Annotated in this window: 25 protein-coding genes; 10 read left to right on the plus strand and 15 right to left on the minus strand. The window is 46.5% G+C overall.

The features are described from left to right. Positions 1-55: 55 nt before the first annotated feature. The 3 genes from H6F66_RS07015 to H6F66_RS07025 all read right to left on the minus strand — a co-directional run bounded on the left by H6F66_RS07015 (position 56) and on the right by H6F66_RS07025 (position 2872). Positions 56-709: a peptidoglycan-binding protein gene (locus H6F66_RS07015; protein WP_190419617.1), complete on the minus strand. Its 654-nt coding sequence runs from the start codon at positions 707-709 to the stop codon at positions 56-58. Between the two features lie 694 nt (positions 710-1403). Continuing rightward, positions 1404-2081 carry a response regulator transcription factor gene (locus H6F66_RS07020; RefSeq protein WP_190419619.1) on the minus strand — a complete coding sequence of 226 codons (678 nt, stop codon included), beginning with the start codon at positions 2079-2081 and terminating at the stop codon, positions 1404-1406. A 242-nt stretch (positions 2082-2323) separates the two neighbouring features. Further along, the gene (locus H6F66_RS07025) at positions 2324-2872 is read right to left on the minus strand and encodes a hypothetical protein (RefSeq protein ID WP_199295396.1); all 549 of its coding nucleotides are present in this window, start codon (positions 2870-2872) and stop codon (positions 2324-2326) included. Positions 2873-3057: 185 nt separating this feature from the next. On the opposite strand from H6F66_RS07025, the gene H6F66_RS07030 reads away from it, so the two are divergent. From H6F66_RS07030 to H6F66_RS07045, 4 genes are all read left to right on the plus strand, one after another. Then, a complete protein-coding gene (locus H6F66_RS07030; protein ID WP_190419707.1) occupies positions 3058-3405 on the plus strand; it encodes a hypothetical protein in 348 nt (115 codons plus the stop codon). A 95-nt stretch (positions 3406-3500) separates the two neighbouring features. Continuing rightward, positions 3501-5012 carry an AAA family ATPase gene (locus H6F66_RS07035; RefSeq protein WP_190419621.1) on the plus strand — a complete coding sequence of 504 codons (1512 nt, stop codon included), beginning with the start codon at positions 3501-3503 and terminating at the stop codon, positions 5010-5012. 143 nt (positions 5013-5155) lie between these two features. Further along, a complete protein-coding gene (locus tag H6F66_RS07040) occupies positions 5156-5509 on the plus strand; it encodes a DUF1257 domain-containing protein (RefSeq protein WP_190419624.1) in 354 nt (117 codons plus the stop codon). A 311-nt stretch (positions 5510-5820) separates the two neighbouring features. After that, a complete protein-coding gene (locus tag H6F66_RS07045; RefSeq protein WP_190419626.1) occupies positions 5821-6057 on the plus strand; it encodes an addiction module protein in 237 nt (78 codons plus the stop codon). Between the two features lie 255 nt (positions 6058-6312). Here the strand turns inward: H6F66_RS07045 and H6F66_RS07055 are convergent, their stop codons facing one another. Further along, positions 6313-6486 (minus strand): hypothetical protein, encoded by a 174-nt coding sequence (locus H6F66_RS07055; RefSeq protein ID WP_190419628.1) that lies wholly within the window; start codon positions 6484-6486, stop codon positions 6313-6315. Between the two features lie 149 nt (positions 6487-6635). Then, the gene (locus tag H6F66_RS07060) at positions 6636-7109 is read right to left on the minus strand and encodes a hypothetical protein (protein WP_190419630.1); all 474 of its coding nucleotides are present in this window, start codon (positions 7107-7109) and stop codon (positions 6636-6638) included. A 202-nt stretch (positions 7110-7311) separates the two neighbouring features. On the opposite strand from H6F66_RS07060, the gene H6F66_RS07065 reads away from it, so the two are divergent. The 3 genes from H6F66_RS07065 to H6F66_RS07075 all read left to right on the plus strand — a co-directional run bounded on the left by H6F66_RS07065 (position 7312) and on the right by H6F66_RS07075 (position 8687). Beyond that, positions 7312-7869, plus strand: coding sequence for a hypothetical protein (locus H6F66_RS07065; protein WP_190419711.1), 558 nt, complete (start codon positions 7312-7314; stop codon positions 7867-7869). A 72-nt stretch (positions 7870-7941) separates the two neighbouring features. Beyond that, positions 7942-8358: a XisH family protein gene (locus tag H6F66_RS07070; protein ID WP_190419632.1), complete on the plus strand. Its 417-nt coding sequence runs from the start codon at positions 7942-7944 to the stop codon at positions 8356-8358. Beyond that, on the plus strand, positions 8346-8687 hold the full coding sequence (locus H6F66_RS07075; RefSeq protein WP_190419634.1) for a XisI protein: 342 nt from the start codon (positions 8346-8348) through the stop codon (positions 8685-8687). Before H6F66_RS07070 ends, H6F66_RS07075 begins: the two co-directional genes overlap by 13 nt. 247 nt (positions 8688-8934) lie before the next feature. Here the strand turns inward: H6F66_RS07075 and H6F66_RS28810 are convergent, their stop codons facing one another. The 6 genes from H6F66_RS28810 to H6F66_RS07100 form a co-directional block, all read right to left on the minus strand. Further along, positions 8935-9057, minus strand: coding sequence for a hypothetical protein (locus H6F66_RS28810; protein WP_277874024.1), 123 nt, complete (start codon positions 9055-9057; stop codon positions 8935-8937). A 219-nt stretch (positions 9058-9276) separates the two neighbouring features. Further along, positions 9277-10335, minus strand: coding sequence for a 3-deoxy-7-phosphoheptulonate synthase (gene aroF / locus H6F66_RS07080; protein ID WP_190419636.1), 1059 nt, complete (start codon positions 10333-10335; stop codon positions 9277-9279). A gap of 231 nt (positions 10336-10566) precedes the next feature. After that, entirely contained in the window at positions 10567-11019 is a 453-nt protein-coding gene (locus H6F66_RS07085) for a PAM68 family protein (RefSeq protein ID WP_190419638.1), read from the minus strand. Between the two features lie 14 nt (positions 11020-11033). Next, positions 11034-11303 (minus strand): 30S ribosomal protein S15, encoded by a 270-nt coding sequence (gene rpsO, locus H6F66_RS07090; RefSeq protein WP_190419641.1) that lies wholly within the window; start codon positions 11301-11303, stop codon positions 11034-11036. Between the two features lie 54 nt (positions 11304-11357). After that, the gene (gene ruvX / locus H6F66_RS07095; protein WP_190451563.1) at positions 11358-11831 is read right to left on the minus strand and encodes a Holliday junction resolvase RuvX; all 474 of its coding nucleotides are present in this window, start codon (positions 11829-11831) and stop codon (positions 11358-11360) included. Further along, the gene (locus H6F66_RS07100; protein WP_190419645.1) at positions 11794-13068 is read right to left on the minus strand and encodes a GNAT family N-acetyltransferase; all 1275 of its coding nucleotides are present in this window, start codon (positions 13066-13068) and stop codon (positions 11794-11796) included. The genes ruvX and H6F66_RS07100 overlap by 38 nt, the downstream gene beginning before the upstream one ends. A 330-nt stretch (positions 13069-13398) precedes the next feature. Here H6F66_RS07100 and cruF point away from each other — a divergent pair, with 330 nt between their 5' ends. Then, positions 13399-14319 carry a gamma-carotene 1'-hydroxylase CruF gene (gene cruF, locus H6F66_RS07105; protein ID WP_190419648.1) on the plus strand — a complete coding sequence of 307 codons (921 nt, stop codon included), beginning with the start codon at positions 13399-13401 and terminating at the stop codon, positions 14317-14319. Continuing rightward, positions 14316-15650 carry a glycosyltransferase gene (locus H6F66_RS07110; RefSeq protein WP_190419650.1) on the plus strand — a complete coding sequence of 445 codons (1335 nt, stop codon included), beginning with the start codon at positions 14316-14318 and terminating at the stop codon, positions 15648-15650. Before cruF ends, H6F66_RS07110 begins: the two co-directional genes overlap by 4 nt. A gap of 32 nt (positions 15651-15682) precedes the next feature. Here the strand turns inward: H6F66_RS07110 and rnhA are convergent, their stop codons facing one another. Both rnhA and H6F66_RS07120 read right to left on the minus strand, forming a co-directional pair. Further along, positions 15683-16573 carry a ribonuclease HI gene (gene rnhA, locus H6F66_RS07115; RefSeq protein ID WP_190419652.1) on the minus strand — a complete coding sequence of 297 codons (891 nt, stop codon included), beginning with the start codon at positions 16571-16573 and terminating at the stop codon, positions 15683-15685. 173 nt (positions 16574-16746) lie between these two features. Next, positions 16747-18174 carry a tetratricopeptide repeat protein gene (locus H6F66_RS07120; protein WP_190419654.1) on the minus strand — a complete coding sequence of 476 codons (1428 nt, stop codon included), beginning with the start codon at positions 18172-18174 and terminating at the stop codon, positions 16747-16749. A gap of 234 nt (positions 18175-18408) precedes the next feature. Between H6F66_RS07120 and H6F66_RS07125 the strand changes: the two genes are divergently transcribed. Next, on the plus strand, positions 18409-20415 hold the full coding sequence (locus H6F66_RS07125) for a DNA polymerase III subunit gamma/tau (RefSeq protein WP_190419657.1): 2007 nt from the start codon (positions 18409-18411) through the stop codon (positions 20413-20415). 148 nt (positions 20416-20563) lie between these two features. On the opposite strand, the gene H6F66_RS07130 is transcribed toward H6F66_RS07125, so the two are convergent. Both H6F66_RS07130 and H6F66_RS07135 read right to left on the minus strand, forming a co-directional pair. Next, positions 20564-22000 (minus strand): glycosyltransferase family 2 protein, encoded by a 1437-nt coding sequence (locus H6F66_RS07130; protein WP_190419659.1) that lies wholly within the window; start codon positions 21998-22000, stop codon positions 20564-20566. Next, a complete protein-coding gene (locus H6F66_RS07135) occupies positions 21954-22928 on the minus strand; it encodes a radical SAM protein (protein ID WP_190419661.1) in 975 nt (324 codons plus the stop codon). The genes H6F66_RS07130 and H6F66_RS07135 overlap by 47 nt, the downstream gene beginning before the upstream one ends. Positions 22929-23174 lie beyond the last annotated feature (246 nt).

The following is a 23174-nucleotide window of genomic DNA, read 5'->3' on the forward strand; positions in this document are numbered from 1 at the left end:
TTACTTTATTTTTAATTACTTAAGGTGAGATCGCAATGTTGAAAAATAAAAATATTTATAACTTCAACTTCGAGTTGCCCAACCGAGTATTCTCACGCACCAACAGCGAATTAGCACTAACGCTAACACAAGAGACTTTGGCAATACTGGAATTAGGCTCATAACTCATCGCTTTTTTGAGTGAGGAGTGTTGACTTAATAAGTTATAACTCAACACTCCTAAATGTTTGTAGTGAGGAACTTTGCTCAAAGCGTGCCAAGTGCGATCGCCCACAATTCCATCCACAACCAAATTAAACCGCTTCTGGAAGGATCTCACCGCTGCATCTGTGCGCGGGCCAAAATTCGGGCTAGTCTCAGTATTAAAATCGCCAGTTGTCTGTAAAAGACGCTGAAGCATTACCACTATTTCACCTGTGCTACCTTTTTTCAGCACAGGCATATTAACTGGCGCACCAGAATAAAGAGCTTGCCATGTCACGTTTCCGACAATGCCATCCTCTTTCAAAAAGACCCGATGCTGGTAGGCTTTTACGCCATTTTCTACCACTATATCAAAGATACCGTCAATATCCCCAAAGTAAGTTTCCCAGCGATTTAACAGTCTTTGCAGTTCCTGAACCGCTGCTCCTGTGGAACCGCGTTTGAGTACAGGTTTGTTAATTTGGGCATTAGCTTGAGCGTTGAAAGTATTAGTTGGAGCTGTCATGGTTTTGGTTCCTTTAATTTGTGTTTTTTGAATTAGTGAACTTGTGTACCTTACACTTTCTAAGGTACTTGTTATTTCCCAGCTCCCACTTCACCCAACTATCTCATACAAAAGGATGATATTGATTAAGTTTGTATTCTTAAATATTATTTCAATTCATACCTATACTCTCCCCATTTTTCCCACCTCATCTAATCAGGTGAATCAATAGAATGAAGTAATTTCGCCTGAAGTTTAACTCTCAGGCGTATAACTAAAGCCGGTTTTAACCGACTAACAATAACGAAGTTCAGTTTTTTTAATCCACATTAGCTATAAGCCAGAGACTTAAGTCTCTGGCGGACTAAAGCGATGACGAAGAAATAGCTTGTTTTCACCCAGCCAGGTGAGACAACGGCATGAAGTGCGATCGCTCTTACCCGTCGTACTTTAAATCTGACGCTGAATTCAATGGTGCCTAGTTATGGGGTTATTCTACTTTTACGCACAACGCCTTGGTATTGTTTTAATTCAGCCAAAGGCGATTACAAAATATCCTCTCAGCAGCAGAAAATTTTCCAACCGACCAGAAGCGGAAGTTTCTAATCACCGACATGGGGCAAAATCGACACAGGATATTGATCGAATCACCTAAATCTATTACTTGGATCGCCGGACTTTTTTGTAGAAAGGCTTTCCTAAAAGCGTCTTTAGGCTACACCAGCCCCGAACGAAGGGCAACAACAGCTGCCTGTACCCGGTCATCAACAGACAATTTATTCATAATCCCTCGGACGTGAGTTTTCACAGTGTTGGGACTTAGGTAGAGGGCAGCAGCAATCTCCGGATTACTTTTGCCCTCTACCATCAGTTTCAATACTTCTAATTCCCGTTGGGATAAATTTGAGACGGTGTTGCTCGTCGAAGGCGGTTTAAGATGGTCAATTACTCGACGCGCAATTTGCGGATCGAGGTAGGTGGCACCTTCTTGGGCCGCAGTGATTGCTGCTAATAATCGCTCTACACTAGCACCCTTGATGCAGTAGGCATCGGCACCGCTAGAGAGGGCAGCAATGATTTCTGTTTCTGTGGTGTGGGATGTCAGTACAACCACCCGGACATCAGGAAGCGCTGCCTTAATTTGCTGGGTGGCAGCAATTCCATCCAGTCGCGGCAGACCAATATCCATCACAATGAGATCCGGTTTCAGTTTCAGAGCAGCTTCTACGCCTAAGTATCCATCTTCAGCTTGTCCAACGATGGTGAACTGGGGGTGAGCGGCTAATGACTGCTCCAAACCCAGCTGCATCATCGGGTCGTCTTCCACAATCAAAACCCGCAATGGGTGAGATTCAGTGGGTGTATTCAATGGTGATTCTGTTTCCGGAGGCATGGAATTAAAGGATTGTTTTATTGGTTTTATCTACGACAAAATTACACGGTTTGGGCAGTTTGATGAAATAAAGCCTCATCCCTGAGACTGATTTTAAGCGCTAGGGGAGTTAAAAAAGCAAAATTAAAAATTAAAAATTGCCGAATCTCGATTTTAAATTTTTAACTTCTCATGCTCAGTCAGATCCTGGGAACGAAGGCTAGGAGGCTCAGGCTCTATTAAAACTTGCGTAATTCCCATTTTTAATTTTTTATTTCAGGAATGCGGTATTGACCAGCAACGTAATAGAAGAAGCGATAATAATCGTCAAATTGTCCAGAGGGCGATCGCCCTTGCCAGTAGTAGCGTATCCTTCCCTGAATTAAGGTCAGTCTCATCAAACTAATATCAGAACGCAGTTCCACTTGCAGCTTCCCGCTTATCCCCTGTTGGGTAGTAAAATTCTGCTGCATGGATGTATGAGGGTGTTTTTGTCCCGGTGGTGCCAGTTCAATTTCTGGCAAACTAGCACCCGCTACTCCCAGTATTTCTACCTCTGGGTTCTGCGGATCTCTAAACGCCCGCCCATCTCTATTGTCTGGCATCGGGGCGGCAATCCAGTTACTAGGATAAGGAAACTCGAAGTCATAGCGCGGGTTGTTATATATTTTCCAGGTTGCTGACTGGTTATTGGTGGCGCGACAACCCCACAGCATCATCATGAGGGCGATCGCAGTATATGCGATCGCCCTCATGATGCCACAATTGGCTTGCCAACTCTGACTTCCGACTCGGCTGGAATATTTGTACACCTACGCCAATATCTCCGTTCTGGCTGCTTTTATTCATTCGCCAGTCCCCCATCCTCTGCCGGACAATCGGGTGAAATATTAAGCAATGTAACAATATTGCCGTCATGCTGGCTTAACGTCTTGACAGCCCGGAATAAGACAGATAACCTGTGAAATATACCCGGGTAGGACGACTGAAAAGTTATATGCAAGATAAGCAAAAGGTTACGTTATATCTTCCTCCAGGTCTTCATCGTCAGCTCAAAATTCGATCTGCTGTTGACTCGGAACCGATGTCATCAATGGTCGAAAGAGCGATTGTTTTCTACCTGACAAACCCGGAAGTGGTGGATGAGGTAGAGGCAAATCATGGAGGGACGCATCGGGTATATTCTTGTCCGGAGTGTTCTAGTTCCGTGGTAGTGCGAGATGGAGAAATGGTTGCCCTTGGTAATCAGCCTGGTGTAATGGCTGAGGAGCTAACCACCCTTGAAGGTACCAGAAGTGAAGTTGGTACCGATTCTCAAGGAGAACAAGAGTTGGTTCCCTGTTAAGGTTCCTCCTCTATGAGCGGGTGCCTTGCTCGAATCAAGGCAAGCAGTGCGAATGTTGGCTAATGGTTGTGCCGTCTCTAATGGGTCGATAGATTATGAAAGAAGAGCTAGATATTCTGGTTCAAGCTCAATATCCCCTAATCTACCTGGTGACATCCGAGGAAGAAAGGGCTGAGAGAACAATTGCCACAATTGCTCAAACAAGATCCCAGCAGCGGCGTGTGTTCATATGGACAGTCACCCACGGCATAGTCGAGTACGGCCAACCTCGCAATATTACCCAACATAATACTGTTTCTCCAGAGGCAGCGATTGAATGGGTAGTACGCCAAAGAGAACCAGGTATCTTTATATTCAAAGATTTACACCCGTTTATCGAATCACCAGCAACAACTCGATGGTTGAGGGATGCGATCGCCAGCTTCAAAGGCACGCAAAAAACCATTATCCTCATGTCACCGTTCCAACAGATACCGATCGAGCTGGAAAAAGAAGTAGTAGTTTTAGACTACCCCCTGCCAGACCTGGCAGAACTCAACCAAGTATTGACCAGTCAGCTAGAGCAAACTCGCAACCGTCGTACAACGACAGAAGCACGGGAAAAAATGTTAAAAGCCGCCTTGGGTTTGACCCGGGACGAAGCTGAAAAAGTTTATCGTAAGGCATACGTTAAAACAGGTCGCCTAACTGAATCAGAAGTAGATATTATTCTTTCTGAAAAAAAGCAATTAATCCGTCGCAACGGCATATTAGAATTCATTGAAGAAGACGAAACTATTGATGCAGTTGGCGGTTTAGAAGAGTTGAAGCGCTGGCTGAGACAGCGATCCAACGCCTTTACGGAAAAGGCAAGAGAGTATGGTTTGCCTCAACCCAAGGGTATGTTAATTCTAGGCGTTCCTGGCTGCGGTAAATCATTAATTGCCAAAACAACTTCCCGCCTCTGGAGTTTGCCACTTCTGCGCCTGGATATGGGCCGAGTGTATGACGGCTCAATGGTAGGTCGGTCAGAAGCTAACTTGCGGAACGCCCTGAAAACAGCAGAGTCGATTTCTCCGACTATTCTCTTCATCGACGAACTAGACAAAGCCTTTGCTGGTACTTCGGGATCTGCGGACTCAGATGGCGGTACATCCAGCCGGATTTTTGGTTCCTTCCTCACCTGGATGCAAGAAAAGACTTCTCCGGTGTTCGTGATGGCAACTGCCAACCGGGTTGAACGTTTACCAGGGGAGTTTCTCCGCAAAGGACGTTTTGACGAGCTTTTCTTCGTCGATCTTCCTAACGCGGAAGAACGTAAGGACATTTTCCAGATTCACCTTGCCAAGCGGAAGCGCGACCTTTCTCGCTTTGACCTAGACCAGCTGGCTAAGGTTTCTGATGGATTTTCCGGGGCAGAAATCGAGCAGGGATTGATTGCGGCAATGTACGAAGCATTTGCCCAAGAGCGCGAGTTTACCCAGCTTGATATCATTGCGGCAATTAAAGCCACGCTGCCGCTTTCCCGAACCATGAACGAGCAGGTTACGGCCCTGAGGGACTGGGCAAGACAGCGAGCGCGACCTGCTGCGTCCTCCGTTGCTGAATATCAGCGAATGGAGTTCTAAAAGCTTTCTCCTGCTCCCAACAGGAGGAAAGACTAGCAAATTGCTAGTAGTTTGATAAAAAGCCGCCAAGTAATTTCCTAAGGCGGCAGTCTCGAAACAAAAAAGTTGTCGTTTCTCTTAACTCTCTACTGGAGGAAATCCCAATGTCTCACTTTAGCACCCTGCGTACCAAAATCACCGATGCCGAAATCCTGAAGGCTTCTCTCCGCGACCTGGGTATCAGCGTTAAGTCCGAAGCTGATGTTCGTGGTTACAACGGTCAGCGCGTTCGTTCCGACATCGTTGCAGTTTTGGAAGGCGAATATGACCTGGGTTGGTCTCGCAATAGCGATGGTTCTTTCGACCTGATCGCTGACCTGTGGGGCGTTGCCAAGAAGCACAACCAAACCGAACTGATTAACTCGATTAATCAGAAGTATGCCGTTAACAAGACCTTGGCAGAAGTCAAGCAACGCGGTCTTGCCAACGCCAACGTCAAGCTGGTTGTGCAAAAGTAATTATTGTGCGCGTTCCCAAGATATCGGGTTAATCAACTATAGATTAGCCCGTTTTTCTTACCCCAGCTATAACTAGCTGGGTAATTTTTTGGGGATATAAGCAGAAAGGGGCGATCGCTAACTTAAAAATATAGCGATCATCTTTTTGGTAGGGTCAGGAAAAGTGCGATCACCTCCCTTGAGTTGGTAAAGTAAGTGGGAGAGCAATCGCCTGTTGGGGAGTAGGGGGCGAGCGCTCTTTAAACCTCTGCTGATTGCAAGTCTCCAATAAGTTACTTACAATTTAGATAAAGCCTTCACAAGAGTAAAAAATGTCCTCTGTACCACCAATCCCCATTCCCCCAGGTTTTGATCAACTTAGTAAAGAAGAACAGATCCTTTACGTTCAGCAACTATGGGATATGATTGCTGCTGTCCCGGAAGAAGTCCCTACTCCTCAATGGCATCTTGATTTAGTACGAGATCGCCTTAACTCCTACAATCCTGAACAAGTGGTTTCTTGGAATGAAGTAAAGCAGCAATTATTGAGTAAGTATCGTGACTGCTAATAGAGCTGGTTGTATTCGATCGTAGAGCAATAGAAGATGTTGAGGCAGCAAGCGCGTGGTATAGCGAACAGCAACAATCGCTAGTTATAGAGTTTTTAGATTCACTAAACGATACCCTAGAACGGGTTGCACAGTATCCAGAAGCTTATGTAGAAGTTGATTCTGCAATTCGTAGAGCATTTTTGAAGAAGTTTCCCTACAGTATTTATTACACAATTGAAGGCAATCGCATTACTGTTTTAGCTGTTCTGCATACTAGAAGCGCACCGGAAACGTGGAGACAAAGACTTGAGGAATAGGAAAAGCGATCGCCTCTAAGTTGACTGATAAAATAAAAGTGATCGCCATTTTGGTAGAGTGAGGAAAAGAGCGATCGCCTCTAAGTTGACTGATAAAATAAAAGCGATCACCTCTAGGTTGACTAATCAAATAAAAGCGATCGCCATTTTGGTAGAGTAAGTGAAGTGCGATTGCATTTGTAAGCTCAAGAATCGTTGTCTTGCCATAATATTCTTGAACTTCTAGCAGTGGTAATCTTACAAAGAAAATATGCAGCCTCTACTCTACTACGGCTCCATCTAATTAATGGGAGAACCGTTCGTTATAGTATCTAAGACAGGGCAGTCAACATTGCTAATTCCGTTCCAGTTAAAGTTATTCTTCTTCATAGCAGTAGGAGAAGTAATATGTCTTTTAGTCCCTTGATCTAAGAGGTAGACGCGACCAGATAAACGATTCCCTTGCTCTCCACAACGTACAAGTCTATTATTTCCATTTATAGATGCCCCTAGTTGAATAGCCTCTGTATCCAAGTAATCTCGATGGTTGCTGACAAATAATCTTTGATACACACTTGGATTAAGAATATGGCGACGCTGACCTCTGTCAACCCAGAAAATCATCCCATTCACGGGGTTTCTGACTAAAAAACCGTTTAAATCAGGGCGAGGACGTGCAAATGGCTGAGCATTCGCACTATCAGGAACATTGCTGTGACTTGTAGTAACGGCAAGAAAAGATGCCAGAAGAGTAGTTGAAATTAGTTTATTCATAATGTAGTCTCTCAAAGTAGAACAGCTAATCAGCACGTAGGGTCAAGTAATCCTTATCTACCGTATTCCTTGAATATCAGAGATGTCAGTATTTCTGGGGGACGGATAAGGACGGATAAAGACGGGAGTTTTGTTAAGCTGATTTACAGAGGGCGGATGGTAGCGGATAATGGCGGACAAAGTAGGATTTTTGCGGCAAAATATGGATGTACCAGAGGTGTTGAAGTATTTGGATGAACTGGTATTCGCTCAAACGGGTAAACATCTTGATAGTCTGCAAAGAGCAATTATCAAAGGCGTTCTCAACGGTCGGAAATACGCCGATATTGCCAAAGAATATAACTGTACGCGAGGTCACGCTAAAGATGAAGCTTACGCACTTTGGCAGATTCTTTCTGAAACATTAGGAGAAAACCTGAATAAGTCAAATTTTCGGGCTGCTGTTGAAAGATTAGGAATTGATAACTCTAAATATAAAACTCAAATTTTTGGTCATTATGTTATTGGTAGCAATATTAATTCCTGTCCTAATCCTTCACAAACTAACGAAAAATTAGAATTGGAAAATTTTGAATTTATCATTAAAGAAAACCCCACACCTGTTAACGGCAAGTCTAACAATATTGAAACTACACGAAGACTAGCTAAATTAGATTCGATACCGCGATTGGTAAAAATTGGTTTAACGGCAGAACAAATTGCCCAAGTTCTCGATTTGCCTCTGGATGAAGTAGAACAAAAAATGCGATCGTCAAACTAAATATAAGCTAAAATGAAATATAATTTGTAGTTCATATTGATTATACATTTACTCCTTTTATAGCTTCTCTTAATGCCTGCTAAAGATATTTACCACGATACTGTTAAAATAGCGCTAATTAAAGATGGCTGGACAATTATAGCCGATCCGTACACAATCAAATATAAAGAGGCTGAATTGTTTCCCGATTTGGCTGCTGAAAAGCTAATTGCTGCTGAACAAAATAAACGGAAAATTGTTGTTGAAGTTAAAAGTTTTTTAAGTCCTTCACTGATCAGAGATTTTGAAACTGCTCTAGGTCAATATATTTTGTATAAAAATTTTCTTACTTTAACTCAACAAGAGTATCAGCTTTATCTGGCAGTTTCAGAACGAGCTTATGAGAATTTATTTAAAAGAGATTCTATCCAAGAAGTTGTAAAACTGAATCAAATCCTGTTAATTATTTTTGATATAGACAAGGAGGAAATTTTACAATGGCTCAATTAGAACAGTATAGAGATTTAATTAAAAAGATATTAATTGATTACCATGATTGGGTGTCAGGTTCGTCAAACCTCACTGATGAAAGTTGTTTGATATTAGACGAAAAGAATGACCATTATATTTGGTTGTTTTTAGGTTGGCAAGACAAAAAACGGATTAGCCATATTCAGGTTCATATTCGCATTAAGACTCAGAAAATCTGGATCGAAGAAGATTGGACGGAAGAAGGAATTGCCACTGAGTTATTAAGATTGGGAGTTCCTGCTTGCGATATAGTTTTGGGGTTTCATCCCCCGGAAGCCCGGAAATATACTGAGTTTGCGATCGCTTAACTTCAAAGATTGCAAAAATGTTAAGTAGGTGGGATTAATTATTTGTAGGATGGGTTAGCAATAGCGTAACCCATGCAGATATTGGGTTTCCTACGTCAACCCAACCTACTAGCGCGTCAGGGCTAAAATGCTGGGTGTCTAAAACTCGCCAAATCAAGATTTACCAAGATTATAGGCATTGCTTTACCCAACAAATTAGGGTAGACGCGCTACTACGAACATCTTCAATTTAATCGCATCCACCTACTTAATGAAGATGCGATTGTCTCCTATGTGGGTAAGGCAAGTGAGGAAGTACAACAAAGGCTGCGATCGCCAAATAAAAGAGACATTGCACCAAGATGACATCATTTTTAAAGTAGTTAGGCATAGATATCATCCTTGATGCACCAAGATGACATCATTTTTAAAGTAGTTAGGCATAGATATCATCCTTGATGTTCTCCTAAACAGAGGCAAGCAATCGCATTCCATAACTTATCAAAGGTAGCGATCGCCTAAAATAAGTGCTGGGTTGAGGAACGAAACCCAGCCTACAAATCTCTTTTCCCCCCTTCCCTCATAGGGAAGGGGGTTAAGGGGTTAGGTTCTAAGCCAAAACAACAGCAGGTTCAGGCCAGCGACCTACGGCTTTGCCAATGACAGACATCTCTTGCATTAAGCGGTCGAAACGCTCTGGTGTCAGAGATTGAGGGCCGTCAGAAAGGGCTTTCTTCGGGTTGGGGTGGACTTCAATCATTAACGAGTCAGCACCAGCAGCGATAGATGCCATCGCCATCGCAGGCACATATTCAGACTTACCAGTACCGTGGCTGGGGTCAATCATAATCGGTAGGTGAGTCAAAGTTCTCAGCACCGGAATTGCCGACAAATCCAGAGTATTCCTCGCATATTGACGGTCAAAGGTGCGGATACCGCGTTCGCACAAAATCACATTTGGGTTTCCAGCAGCTAAAATGTATTCCGCCGCCATCAACCAATCTTCAATCGTCGCCGCCATTCCCCGCTTCAGCAGCACAGGCTTTTCCTGCGCTCCTACTTTCTTCAACAGAGAGAAATTTTGCATATTTCTGGCACCGATTTGGATCACGTCGGCAAATTCTGCCACCACATCCAATTCAGGGCTATCCATCAATTCTGTAATAATACCTAAGCCTGTCGCTTCCCGTGCCGCCGCCAGCAAATTCAAGGCACTCTCACCGTGTCCTTGGAAAGCATAGGGCGAAGTCCGAGGCTTATAGGCACCGCCGCGCAGAAAGTGCGCTCCCGCCGCCTTGACTCGACGTGCGGTTTCAATAATCATTTCTTCATTCTCAACCGAACAAGGCCCAGCCACCACTACTAAAGGATGGTTTTCGCCAAAGGTGATAGCGCCGTTAGGAGTTGATACTACAACATCGCTGGCTTCACCGTGACGATAATCGCGACTTGCTCGTTTGAAAGGCTGCTCAACTCGCAGAACCTGTTCAACCCAAGGGCTAATTTCTTGCATCTGGAGAGGGTCGAGGTCAGCCGTTTCGCCAACAAGACCCAATACTACTTTGTGCTTCCCAACAATTTTTTCTGGTGTCAGTCCCCAAGTGCCGAGTTCAGAGCTAACGCGCTCAATCTCGACCTCTGGAGTACCAACTTTCATGACTACAATCATTTTTTCAACTCCATGATTCGGTTACTTGTGTGCTGATCTCGCTCCTCAAAATTTACCAGCGATCGCAATAGCAGCCTTACCTACATAGATTGCCATTTAAGCGATCGCCTGTAACAAACAAAAATAGCCTGGGATTTTAACCCCAGGGGAAGAGTGAAACCGATGTTAGTGTTTTCTAACAACTTAAACTAAAACTCACCTTCAAACTGTTAGCGTTGCAGCTGGATGTAATTAATCTTTTTGCCCAGCCGACCGCCATGCCGATGTCAGTCGCCCCCAGTTCGTGGTGAACTCTTTCCAGCCTAGTTTACTCCCAGGTATCTCTTCATCCCAAGAGGCGGAAATCACCCCGTAACTTAATCCCAGGACACCCAGACCAAAAAAGCCCATACTCACAAGTACAACTGCAACGTTAGGCAACTTTAACCATTGTTGGCTAACTACTACATAGCTAACGATAAAAGTCAAGATGCCTAAGGCAGTAGGAATCCCGCAAAAAAGAGCTATCCGGCTCACCATGCGCTTGCTCACCACTTCTGGCACTGCCGTTGACTCAGGCTTTTGGTTCGGCTGCTGAGGATTCTCTTTAGCCGTGCTAGAGGGGTTCGCTGGGGTTTTCGCCGCCTTTTTGCGATTCTTCTTGGGTTCAAAAGGTAAGCGATCGCGTTGGGATTCTTCAGACATAGGTAAAAAGTTCTTTAACCGCGAATACCGAGACGGCCAATTAAGGCTTGATAGCGTGGTCTGTCTTCCTTTTGCAGATAGGACAAGAGACGCTTTCTGGTACCAATCATCTTTAACAGACCTCGCCTTGAAGCATGATCTTTCTTGTTGGCTCTCAGGTGAGTGCTAAGACGATTGATGCGTTCCGTCAGCATGGCAATCTGGAGATCGGTCGATCCGGTATCAGTTTCGTGAACCTGGTACTCGGTCATAATTTCGTGTTTACGCTGTTGCGGCAGAGTCATGGGGAAAGTAATTTAATAGAATGCAGCAATCTCTCATATTACCACTTAATTTGCTTAGTCATCAGTCATTAGTGATTGGCTAGGCGATAAGGATAACTTCCTAAGTTTTGTGCGACGCTCATCTAACCACCGTTGCAAGATCAAAGCTGCTGCCTTACGGTCAATCAGAGCTTTGTTGTGAGCAGGCGATCGCTTCTCTTCTCTGATCAGTTCCTCTGCCTCATAGGATGTCAGCCGCTCATCCACATACTCTAGAGGTAACTGGAGAGCTTCAGCCATGCGTTCAGCAAATTTCTGCACCTGCTTCGCTTGGAAACCCAGCGTCCCATCCATCGAATAAGGTAAGCCCACAACAAGAACTTGCGCTTGTCGCTCCTCAACCAGCTGTTGCAGTTGCTCTACATCTCGCTCAAATGAAATGCGCTCAATTGTGGCAATCCCAGTGGCAATCAAACCAGTCCCATCACAACCTGCCACCCCAACGCGCTTTTTACCGACATCCAACCCCAGGGCCGAGATTCTCTCCATTATCTTTTCCCCGGTCATTCGGGTTGGTTTTTGTTGCCTCCAGATTCTGTGAGTTTAGCACTGTTGAAGCGTTTAACTGCAATGGTGAATCCTTCGGAGCCTCCGCTGGTATCTGCTTCTTCTGCTTGGACTTGAGCCAAGACATCCGCCCCGGTATTGGTTTATGTGCCGGCTGAAGACCTTGGAGCATTTCAGCTAATTGTAGCCCTTCTAAAGAGAGCGGTTTTGCCTCACGCAGCTTGTGCCAGACGGAACGAGACATCAGTAGGGAATGGGAAATCCGCTCAGCTCCCAACTGTTCCAAATATTCTTCGCGTTCTGGCTGATAGTCAGCAGAAGCCAGTTGCAGGGATTGTGCGGGGTAATCCTTAACAATTTGAGCCATTTGTGAGAGCAATTCTGGGTACAGCCAGGTGTAGGCTGGATGTACGGTCAACTCGGCGACATGGGGTTGAGAGCCATCGCGCGAGAGAAAAATCTGAAAATAGCCAATTGCCGCCTTCCGTTGCGGTTCAAACACATAGCCACTAACGCTGTGTGTTTTGCCCAACCAGTGCTTCAGATTAGTGAGGAAACTGTTAACAACGTTGGTTTTGAAATCATGGATGTTGCGGTCAAACACCTGACGCAACAAAGGCGGCATAGAAACTGTATCCAACTGGCATAGCAGTTGGGCATCAGCGTTACTTACGGGAAGGAGATTGGGTAAATCGGGTTCCCGATCTTGTAATGACGAGAGTAATTCTGGCGCGATCGCCCAGTAAGTTAGCTGCGCCAGAGGCTGAAAACCGTTCTGTCGGTAAAGAGCCAGCCCTGCTTTATTCTGGATATTCACTTCCAGCAACCAGGTACGAGCTTCGACGATCGCCTCAAAGCAATGACGCAACAGCCCGGAACCTATTTCCGTCGGGCTTCCTGTCTCCACCAACACCCGTTCAACCCGCCAAGTGCTGCCTGTGCGGTTAAAAGGTGACACCTGAATCGTGCCACGAATCTGGTTATCCTGCTCCGCGACATAAACATTAAAGGTATGCTGACAAGGGTTGGGAAACCAACTCAAAAACTTCAGCGGACCAAACCAGGGTCTAACACGATGTACCTGCGTAGCAAGAGCCGTTGAGGAGGCTGGGTTCCCTCCCTCAAGTTCTTCGGCGGCAAGCTTTGCGATGGCATCCAGATCGCGGTATTGAACTGGGCGGATCGCTGTTTTGGTTTCTTTAGGCAGAAATGAAGTCATGTTGGAAGAACCATGAAGCAGATGGTGTAGGCTAAGCTGCACGGTAGAGCCAGCCTAGAACAGAGACGACCAACAGTTTTTTTTGTGAAAAAGCCGCTGGCTCTTACTGGGTGTTTCTGCCAATATCTTAACTGCTTTCCCCTCCTGTCCGCCGAAGATGACGAACTGATTGCAACTGTTATGGGTTGTCGCTAGAGGTTGAAAGGTTGGAAGGTTGGAACTTTCCAACTGTTCCCTGAGTATTGGCAAAAGCGGCAGGGGCTTTGGGTGGGTTTAGTTGACAAACATTTGTAAACTACTATTAAGAAAATATCAACTTAGAATTTTGCAATGAAGCAACTTGTCACTGTCGAGCGTTTCTGCCTGATTGGTCATATTGTAACGATGGTTTTTGGACTGGCGGGACTGGTGCTGGTCGTACCCCATCCTGAACTAATTATGAATTTAGGGGAAACGGGGCAGACTGTGTTCCAGTGGAGTATGGCTGGTGGTGGCGTGGTTAATATCGTCTTGGGAACCATCGCCGTTGCCATTTATGCGTACAGAAAGCTGGGGCTATGGCACTGGCTTACTTTCATGTTGCCAGCGGTGTGTCTGTCTTTGGGGAGCGAACTGCTGGGAACAAGTACAGGCTTTCCCTTTGGGGACTACAGCTACCTGAATGGCTTGGGGTATAAGATTGGTGGACTGGTGCCTTTCACTATTCCCTTGTCCTGGTTTTATATGGGATTAGTTTCCTATTTAATTGCTTGTGCGGGTCTAAAAACTCGGCAAAATCCAACTTTGGTTCGCTATGTGGGCGCGATCGCTCTTGCTGCTATGCTGTTCACTTCTTGGGATTTTGCCCTAGAGCCAGCTATGAGCCAGACAATGGTGCCTTTTTGGTATTGGGAACACCCTGGAGCCTTCTTTGGCACACCCTATGGAAATTATGCTGGTTGGTTTGGCACTAGCTCGCTGTTTATTGGTGTGGCAGCATTGTTGTGGAGAAAGACACCGATTCTATTGGAGCGCAGTCAGCTGGGTTTCCCACTAACTGTTTATCTAAGTAACTTTGGTTATGCAGCTGGATTGAGCTTGGCAGCTGGGTATTGGATACCAGTCTCCTTGGGCGTTATTGTCGGTGTCATTCCGGCTTTGACACTATGGCAGATGGCAAAACCAGCAGATGTAAAAGAATCCACAACTGAAACTCCTGCCAGTATGAAGCCAGAAATTCCAGTTACTCAAGTCAAAGTGGCGGTGAAGTGAGCGTCGATTGGTTAATACTACAGAGCGCAATATCGCTCTTGCTGCTGTTGATTCAAGCACCAGCAGCATTTATTCTGCTTTCGCGGCTGTTGAAAGGGCCTTCTAGGCGATCGCCTGTTGAACCCCACACTGCCACGCCGGAACTTTTCGGTGCAGTCAGTGTGGTGGTTCCTACTTTAAACGAGGCAGAGCGAATTAGCCCTTGTTTAGCAGGGTTAACGCGCCAAAGCTACGAAGTTCGAGAGATTATCGTCGTTGATAGTCGTTCCCAAGATGGAACGCCAGATTTAGTAAAAGCAGCACAGCAGAAAGACCCCCGATTTCGACTAATTAATGATGACCCTCTCCCTTCTGGCTGGGTGGGTCGTCCTTGGGCTTTGCATAATGGCTTTTTGCATATGGCAGGGTTGGGGGCTGGGGACAAGGGACTGGGGACAAGGGACAATTCCCAATCCCCAATCCCCAATCCCCAATTCCCAATTCCCAATTCCCAATTCCCAGAATGGTTTTTGGGTATTGATGCCGATACTCAACCTAGTCCGGGCTTAGTTGCTGGTTTGGTAAAGGCAGCAGAGGCGGAAGGTTACGATTTGGTTTCTCTGTCGCCGCAGTTTATCCTCAAATATCCTGGGGAGTGGTGGCTGCAACCAGCGCTGTTAATGACTCTACTCTACCGGTTCGATCCGGCGGGGACAAATACTCAAGATCCGTCGCGAGTGATGGCGAATGGTCAGTGTTTCCTGTGTCGTCGCTCGGTTTTAGAGGCTGTGGGGGGGTATACCAGTGCTAGAAGTTCTTTTTGTGACGATGTGACTCTTGCTCGTAACATCGCTTCCGGTGGCTTTAAGGTGGGCTTTCTCGATGGGGCTAAGGTCTTGAAGGTGCGGATGTATGAGGGAGCAGCTGAAACCTGGAATGAGTGGGGGCGATCGCTTGATCTCAAAGATGCGTCATCAAGTGGTCAGATATGGGGCGATTTGTGGTTGCTTACTTGCACTCAAGGTCTACCCCTATTAGCATCCTTTATTCTACTAAGTTGGCTGGTAATGGGGAATTCTTCAATACCTGTCCTAGCGGCAGCCGGGCTGAACTTATTTCTGCTTTTGATTAGGTTTGCCTTGCTGTTAGCGATCGCGCCCTCATATGAAAGCTTCATGCGATCGCCCCATGTCGCCCCTTTAAACGATCGTGTAGAGACGCGAAATTTTCCGTTTCTGCATTTACCTGTTTACTTTTATCTTTCTCCTCTGGCAGATCCCTTGGCAGTATTGCGAATTTTCTTGTCTGCCTTCCGCACTCCAAAGCAGTGGCGGGGGCGGAATTATGGATAAACTAATAGCTAATGGCTGTTGACAATTAGCCATTAGCTATTAGCACTTGCTTCAAAATTACTGTTTACCTCATCCACTCGTTCCAGCTGCCAGAGAATTTGATTTCCCTCGCGGCGCACCCGTGATACCACCCAATTGCGCCAACCCCAGTTGTCGCCGCGACTGGTGACAGCACTGGCATTGACATCCATTAGATCGGCTAATTCAGAGCTAGTAATCAGATAGCCTTTAGCAGCTATTTCGTCAGCTACATGGAGAGTTTCTATCAAGTTGCGAAGTTGGGCGACTCTCACTTCACGGGGCAGATTGTCCAGAGAATCAAGAGACGGAGGAGTAGTAGAGTCTACCATGACAAGGCCGAGGTTAGGAGGGTCAGAAGATACGTCACTCGATTGTATCGTTTCTCGATCGATGGAATCGGTAGCCTGTGAACCAATTAAGGCATCTGGTTGTGTTTGTTGCAGGTCGGGGGGGCGACCAAGGGCAAAAGCGCGGGCGATCTCATCGCAGCGCTCATTTCCTTCATTTCCTGCGTGACCCCGCACATACCGCCACTCGATATGCTGGGAATTGAGTTCATCGAGAATTTCCCAGAGGTCCTTGTTGAGAACGGGTTTACCTTCCGAGGTTTTCCAACCCTTCTTTTTCCAGCCTTTAACCCATTTGGTAATACCATTTCTCAGGTATTCGCTATCAGTGTAGAGTGTGACTGGTTCTTGTTGTCCGGTGGCAGTAACAAGTTTTAAGGCACCAATCGCTGCTTGCATTTCCATACGGTTATTTGTGGTTGCAGGATCTGCGTCGCCCATTTCATAGACCGATCCATCATTAAAATAAACCACAACGCCCCAGCCGCCAGGGCCAGGGTTGCCACGGCAAGCTCCATCGGTGTAAAGAGTTTTGATTTTACGTGAGAAGGGCATCAAGGTAGTTGTTAGTTGTTGATTGTTAACAAAAAGTTAGATGCTGCCAATGATGGGAAAATCTGCCCAGTCCTTGGAGTGAGTGTTGGACTTTTGGGTTGGCTCTATTTTACTGACGTCAGCCAATTCTATTAAAAAAATTGAACTATGGGCGATCGCAGTCGCATTTCAATTTAACCGGGTGAGGAAATATCGTCATTTGTTTCCCCTAAAGCCAGCTGAACTTGCTGGATGTCTTGCAAAATCGCCTGGTACGCATCTGGAAAATTTTCTTCTGTAAGGGTTTTTAGCGCCTCTTGGTATTCGGCTAAGGCTTGGTGAAAATAGGGATCGATCATAAAATCTCGCTGCCCTTTCTGATGGTGAGCATTGCCGATAGCTTGATGTAATATGCCCCAGCCGACCGGCTCGCTGTCTTGGGTGACATATTTTAACCCTTCCTGATAGCAAGCTATTTGCCCTTCAAAGCCGCGCTGGTTCAAATTTGGATTGTTTTGAGCTAATTGACTTAAGGAAGCCAACAGAGGGTCATAACTAACTGAATTGGCGGCACAATTGCCGCGACCTATCCAAGATTGCCAGTCGTCAAGCTTGAATTGCAGCGCTTGGTCTAAAGAAGCGATGGCTTCTTCATATCGGTTTAAGTTTTGTAGGGCAAATCCCCGCAGGTTCCAGGCTTCGGGATAGTTGTGTTTGAGTTGCAGAGCTTTGTCTAAAGAAGCGATCGCTTCTTCAAACTGTCCTAAGTGCGATAGCGCTATACCCTTGCTGTACCAGGCTTCCTCGTTGTCGGGTTTAAGTTGGGTGGCTCTCTCAAAACTGGCGATCGCTTCTGGAAAATTTTCTGCCAGAACTTGCTGAACACCTTGGTTTAACCAAGCTTCTGCTTCGTCTGATGCTTGCTGGGATACTTCCTCTGCTGGTTGGTCTGCATTCTCTTGATCGGCAGCATTGAATTGATTAACCAATGCTTGAATAATCACTTGTGGATCGGTTGTGTCAATTTGCAGTTGCTCGGCGACTTGCTGGCGTAACCCCGCATCCTGCTCTAACATTACAAACAACTCATCCAACGTGACTGTCTTGAGTTCTGGGTTTTCCTCTTGCTGGTTATTTTCTGGCGGAGCTTCTTCAGTGCGCTCGTACTCCTCGTACTCGAATATCTCAGAGACCGGCTCAGAGACCGGCTCTCTTTGACCCGTTCGTGTCGGAGAACGTGTCAATAGCTGCATCCCAATCTCATAGGAAACATCGCTAATTTCACCGCACCCCATCTGACCCAACTGCACCATCCGCGCTGCTAACTCATTATTTGGTACAGGTGAAGCCAATAATCTATCGCCAAAGCGGCGCAACCATCCTACCCATTGGGCTTGGCTGCCGCGATCGCCCAAACTTTCAAAAAAACGCAAAACTCGTGGCTGCTGCCAACCATGCGTCACACCTTCGAGTAGTTGGGTATACAAAAATTCATAATCTGTATCGGACAGGGGTTTAGGGGTTTCCGGTTGAAACGAAGACGGTGTAGGCTTCCGCCTGTTGTCGGAACCAAATAAACGCTGAAACCACCTTACAAGCGATCGCCATATTTGCTTTAACATTTGCCCCATTCCCGTCACACTTCCTCAGATTCTACCCAACTGGCTTGAACTGATGATAGTGCCGCATATACTTGCCCATCATACCTTTTGTCCAGTTAACTCGAATAAAAGTTTTAAGAAAACCGAACCAAATAAAATAAAGCAACAGTAGATTAACACAGCAGGGTTTGACCAGACCAACACGCTAGACTTTTATGGGCAACTGTTGCTCTAGTCCTTGTCTTTCTGCATGCCGTGACCTACGAACCCCTGCATCATAAGTATCGCCCTCAGACGTTCGCGGATTTGGTGGGACAAGAAGCGATCGCCCAGACCCTCACCAACGCCATCCGCAGCGAACGCATTGCCCCTGCCTATTTATTCACTGGTTCCAGAGGGACGGGCAAAACTTCCAGCGCCCGAATTCTGGCAAAGTCGCTCAACTGTCTTTCTAGCAATATTCCTACGGATCAGCCTTGTGGAGTTTGCGATGTTTGCTTTGGAATTACTAAAGGTTCCGCGCTGGACGTGATTGAAATCGACGCCGCCAGCAACACAGGCGTAGACAACATTCGGGAAATCATCGAACGCGCCCAATATTCCCCAGTCCAGTGTCGCTACAAGGTTTATGTAATCGATGAGGTTCATAGCCTCAGCACGGCGGCGTTCAATGCCTTGCTGAAGACGCTGGAGGAGCCACCTAAGCACGTAGTCTTTGTCCTGGCGACAACAGACCCCCAGCGGGTGTTACCGACGATTATCTCTCGGTGTCAGCGGTTTGATTTTCGTCGCATTCCCCTAGAGGCGATGGTCGGTCATCTCTTAAAGATTGCCCAGCTGGAAAATATTAATATCACCGTGGAGGCGATGACTCTGGTGGCGCAAGTAGCGCAGGGAGGCTTGAGAGATGCGGAAAGTCTCCTCGACCAACTAAGTTTATTATCCGGTCAGGTGACGGTAGAAGCCGTTTGGGACTTAGTAGGGGCGGTGCCAGAAAGAGATTTAATGGATTTGTTGCAGGCGATCACATCTAACAATCCAGAAGCTGTTCTTGACAAGACACGCAAACTCATGGACAGGGGCAGAGAGCCTTTGATTGTCCTTCAGAATTTTGCTGGTTTCTACCGCGATTTGTTAATAGCTAAAAAAGCTCCCAACCGCCCTGACTTAGTTGCTTTGACTGCCCCAACTTGGAAAGCGTTGTGTGAGTTTGAAGGTTTAGATATTTCGACAATTTTGCTGGGGCAAAAGCACCTTAAAGATAGCGAAGTCCAGATTAAAAATACTACTCAGCCGCGTCTGTGGCTAGAAGTGACGCTGTTGGGATTATTGCCAGATTCTCTTCAAAGTCAAAAATCAGTCGCCCAAATTCCGGAGTTTAGAGTCAACAATCAGCCGGCGAAACCGGAAAGCCCGAAATCGACTGGGTTAGCGACACCACCCCAACCCAGCCCGTCTGCCAATTTATCCCAGAAAGAGCAGACACCGCCCTCACCGCGTGAAAATCCACAACCCGCTTCCCCTGTTTCTGCGCCTGCTGTTAGCGCACAAGCCGAAAGTGTTACACCAACGACGCAAAGTACGGTTGTTGGTCAACAATCTGAACTTGAGCAAGTTTGGCAACAGGTGCTGGATCGTCTCCCACTCCCAGGTAAAGCGCTTTTCAGCCAACACGGATATTTATTAGATATCAAAGGTCAAATAGCCTGTGTCGGTATCAGTTCGCCGCAATTGCTCAACAACTATGCCAAACCAAAATTAGCTAGTCTCGAAGCTGCTTTTCAAGAGGTTCTTCAGCATAAGGTAAAGGTTAACTTTCAAGTTGGGACTGCGACTGATTCGCAATCAACCGCCCAGTCCCAAACTTCCAGTCAGGGGACAACACCGCCTTCTTTGGAGGTGAAGGAGGATAGTGCTGCTAACTATCAAGCAAAGCCTTCACAAAACCAGATGCCCTCACAGGTTCCACCCCAGGAGAGGATAGAGGCTAACAAAAAAGATTCAACAGCTGAACGTACTCCACCCTCAGTGCAGGCACCTTCTAGCTGGCAGGAGGATGAACTGGCGGTGCGTTCTGACACTCAAGCTGTAGCGATCGCTGCCAAACGGCTTGCCGACTATTTTCATGGTGATATTGTTAATGAAAATGGCGATTTAGAGTTAATCGAACCTGAAATTCCGCAGCCGCCAGCCCAAGATATTATTTCTCCTGCCCCTGAGCCTGAGCAAGAGTGGGAAGATGATGACTATGTAGATTTTTAACGAGAGCAAGTCATCTATAGCAGCCCTAAATGATTCGTTAAGGCGAGATACCCGGCTTCTCTAAGAAGTCGGGTATCTGAAGGGGTGCCTCACAACTCAAATAGGATTGCTATAGCTAATTTTTGCCATTAGACACTAGGTAAAGAGATTAAAACTCCAAACTTTCGTCACCAGTGCCATGATGCACAGTTTTGACCCATTTCAAGCGCTTTGGTCGCACGGACATCCGGGCGGTGGTACTAGCCATTATCAGTATCCAGTGGAACAGATAAAAAACGCCGCGCAGGGTAGCAACTAGGGTATCGAAAAAGTTGGATGCCCTGAATTTCTCCTGTTTACTAATCCGGCGCAGTCCGATAAAAATCCCTAGTAGGGGAAGAGTGACGGCGAAACTGCTGATGGGAGCGAGGACGGGGGGACGATTCCGGACAAGAGCCATTAAGCAGTCTGGGACGGCTGCGGCGGGGAGGATGTACTGAATGATTGTAAATGAGAATAAATCCAGGGTTTTTAGAGTTCCCATACGGTTTGATACCAAAAGCCGCCAATAGTCTAGATAGCGTTGGTATCCGCCTTCTGCCCAACGGTTGCGCTGATGCCAAAGAGCGATCGCATTTGTAACCCCTTCCTCCTGTACCGCTGGAAAGATGACAAAATCAATATCCCACTGGTCAAGGTGTAAGCGGAAGGTTAAATCCAAGTCGTCGGTGATAGTTTCCTCATTCCACCCGCCGCAGCTTTCCAGGGCAGTTCTGCGGACAAACTGACCGTTACCGCGCAATTCTCCAATACCACCAATGGCGATTCGCTGCTGCTGGAGATAGGTGTCGAATGCCATTTCTGCCTTCTGGCCCCTCGTCCAGAAATTGAGAGAGGCGTTTGCGATCGCTTTTCGCATCTGCACTGCTCCCACAGCTTCCCGCTGGAAACTGGGACACACTCGCCGCAGCATATCGGTTGGCACTTGAGCATCAGCATCAAACACCCCGACAATTTGTCCCCGCGTCAAAGGTAACACCTGATTAAGCGCCCCTGACTTGCCGCCACTCGCATTAGCAGGTCGCTGCAGCACTTTCATCTGACGATATTCTTTAGCCAGTTGCTCTAACAATAGCGGCGTTCGGTCAGTGCTGTGATCGTCAATCACCCACACTTCATACCTATCTACGGGGTAATCTTGATTACACAGTGTCCTCACCAATCTGCCAATAACGGCTTCTTCATTTTTGGCCGCCACTAACAAGGATACATAAGGCCATTGGTCTTTTGTTTCTTCAGATAAAGGCTCCGGGAGCTTTAAGGGGCGAGCAAACACGACGCGCAACGCCTGAATAAACAGCAACGCTGTCAGTCCCACAACTAACCATGAACCCCAAACAATAAAATGTAGAGCAACAGTACTGCCCCAAATTACCGTTAAGGCAAACGCCGCTTTGCGGCGGCGTCCTGCTAGTCCCTGAAAAAACTCGCTCTCAAATTCTTCTGTAGAGACGCCCTGAATTGCGTCTCTACATTCAGACAAGAGAGAATCGAGCGGTTCAAGCTCGTTGTAAGAATCGTTTTCGGGCCAGGAATTCTCCGGCATATGTTACTTGATTTAACCACCAATACTTGTCTACACCCATAAAGAAGCTGGGTATTAGGTAACACCAGACAGTGCAGCCTTCACACACCGACAGCTTGCCCTGAGATTTGCGGTATTGTTCCACTTCCTCCGACTGGCGATAGAGGTCGTAAAGTTTACCGTCAATAGGAACGCCTGTTTGGGCAAAGTGATAGCAAGGCAGGAGTAGCTTGTCGTCAGGAGAAATAGCAATTACAGCATCCACCGCTTTACAACGGGGATTTTTGGTATCATTCCCCCCAGCTTCAATAAAAGCCAGTGCTGCCTTATTGTACCCAACATTCTTGTATTTCTTAGCACTTGCTTGAATTGCGGCTACTATCTCAGGGGTGGGATTCTTTTTGGAATTGTAGTTGTCGTGAGCGGTGAAGGCTGGATTGAGCCATACCCTGGCACCCAGACGTTGACCCAGTTCTCCTACTTGATCGATGTGGGGGTAGTTCTGGGCAGTTACGGTGTGATTTAGAACGGGTTGTTCGCCCAAGGCATGGGCGATTTCCACCGACTCCACCAAAGTGTCAAAAATCTTCACCCCCCGCGAGGAGTCATGAGTTTCGGCATCGGCACCATCCAGGGAGAAATTCAAAAAGTCAACTAACCCCTTAATTTCATGAGCTTTTTTGGGGTAAAGAATTGTGTTTGTCGTCATGCTGGTCCAGAATCCCTGCCGCTTAGCCTCAGAATAAATCTGTCCTACATCGGCACGCAGCAGCGGTTCTCCACCAGTAAAATCTACATACTTGACACCCAAGCGCCGCAAGTCCTGTAAATTGTGTTGAATCGTGTTGAAGTCAGCTTCTAGGGGTGGTTCTAACGCCCAGATGTTACAAAAATGGCAGCGAGCGTTGCAGCGATAGGTCAAGTAGTAATTAGCAACCAGAGGAGTCATAGATTTCGCCCATGAGGTATTCCATAGCATTCTTCAGCCAGAGTAAACCAATCGGCAGCAGATGGGAAGTTTTATTTAGGGGACTGGAGAATTAGGAATTGAGAATGGGAAATTGAGGAATTGCTTGTGTTTTCTTTTTTCGCGAATTTATCTGTGGACAGAAGGCCGGAGCGGTATATTAAGGTAAAATCTCCCTTAACCCCACTTTCCAACGCAAAAACTCTAAGCTAATCTGTTCTCAATCGG

This window comes from Trichocoleus sp. FACHB-6, from assembly GCF_014695815.1.
In the GTDB taxonomy this organism is placed as follows: domain Bacteria; phylum Cyanobacteriota; class Cyanobacteriia; order Cyanobacteriales; family FACHB-T130; genus Funiculus; species Funiculus sociatus.

What these genes read in the sequence shown, in the direction of transcription:
- H6F66_RS07045 (WP_190419626.1), top strand. Translation starts at nt 5,821, where the DNA reads ATGTCCTCTGTACCACCAATCCCCATTCCCCCAGGTTTTGATCAACTT.
- H6F66_RS07020 (WP_190419619.1), bottom strand. Translation starts at nt 2,081, where the DNA reads ATGCCTCCGGAAACAGAATCACCATTGAATACACCCACTGAATCTCAC.
- rpsO (WP_190419641.1), bottom strand. Translation starts at nt 11,303, where the DNA reads ATGACTCTGCCGCAACAGCGTAAACACGAAATTATGACCGAGTACCAG.
- H6F66_RS07060 (WP_190419630.1), bottom strand. Translation starts at nt 7,109, where the DNA reads ATGAATAAACTAATTTCAACTACTCTTCTGGCATCTTTTCTTGCCGTT.
- H6F66_RS07130 (WP_190419659.1), bottom strand. Translation starts at nt 22,000, where the DNA reads ATGCCGGAGAATTCCTGGCCCGAAAACGATTCTTACAACGAGCTTGAA.
- H6F66_RS07075 (WP_190419634.1), top strand. Translation starts at nt 8,346, where the DNA reads ATGGCTCAATTAGAACAGTATAGAGATTTAATTAAAAAGATATTAATT.
- aroF (WP_190419636.1), bottom strand. Translation starts at nt 10,335, where the DNA reads ATGATTGTAGTCATGAAAGTTGGTACTCCAGAGGTCGAGATTGAGCGC.
- H6F66_RS07035 (WP_190419621.1), top strand. Translation starts at nt 3,501, where the DNA reads ATGAAAGAAGAGCTAGATATTCTGGTTCAAGCTCAATATCCCCTAATC.
- H6F66_RS07015 (WP_190419617.1), bottom strand. Translation starts at nt 709, where the DNA reads ATGACAGCTCCAACTAATACTTTCAACGCTCAAGCTAATGCCCAAATT.
- H6F66_RS07040 (WP_190419624.1), top strand. Translation starts at nt 5,156, where the DNA reads ATGTCTCACTTTAGCACCCTGCGTACCAAAATCACCGATGCCGAAATC.
- H6F66_RS28810 (WP_277874024.1), bottom strand. Translation starts at nt 9,057, where the DNA reads ATGCCTAACTACTTTAAAAATGATGTCATCTTGGTGCAATGTCTCTTT.
- H6F66_RS07030 (WP_190419707.1), top strand. Translation starts at nt 3,058, where the DNA reads ATGCAAGATAAGCAAAAGGTTACGTTATATCTTCCTCCAGGTCTTCAT.
- H6F66_RS07065 (WP_190419711.1), top strand. Translation starts at nt 7,312, where the DNA reads ATGGATGTACCAGAGGTGTTGAAGTATTTGGATGAACTGGTATTCGCT.
- H6F66_RS07085 (WP_190419638.1), bottom strand. Translation starts at nt 11,019, where the DNA reads ATGTCTGAAGAATCCCAACGCGATCGCTTACCTTTTGAACCCAAGAAG.
- cruF (WP_190419648.1), top strand. Translation starts at nt 13,399, where the DNA reads ATGAAGCAACTTGTCACTGTCGAGCGTTTCTGCCTGATTGGTCATATT.
- H6F66_RS07135 (WP_190419661.1), bottom strand. Translation starts at nt 22,928, where the DNA reads ATGACTCCTCTGGTTGCTAATTACTACTTGACCTATCGCTGCAACGCT.
- H6F66_RS07100 (WP_190419645.1), bottom strand. Translation starts at nt 13,068, where the DNA reads ATGACTTCATTTCTGCCTAAAGAAACCAAAACAGCGATCCGCCCAGTT.
- H6F66_RS07070 (WP_190419632.1), top strand. Translation starts at nt 7,942, where the DNA reads ATGCCTGCTAAAGATATTTACCACGATACTGTTAAAATAGCGCTAATT.
- rnhA (WP_190419652.1), bottom strand. Translation starts at nt 16,573, where the DNA reads ATGCCCTTCTCACGTAAAATCAAAACTCTTTACACCGATGGAGCTTGC.
- ruvX (WP_190451563.1), bottom strand. Translation starts at nt 11,831, where the DNA reads ATGGAGAGAATCTCGGCCCTGGGGTTGGATGTCGGTAAAAAGCGCGTT.
- H6F66_RS07120 (WP_190419654.1), bottom strand. Translation starts at nt 18,174, where the DNA reads ATGTTAAAGCAAATATGGCGATCGCTTGTAAGGTGGTTTCAGCGTTTA.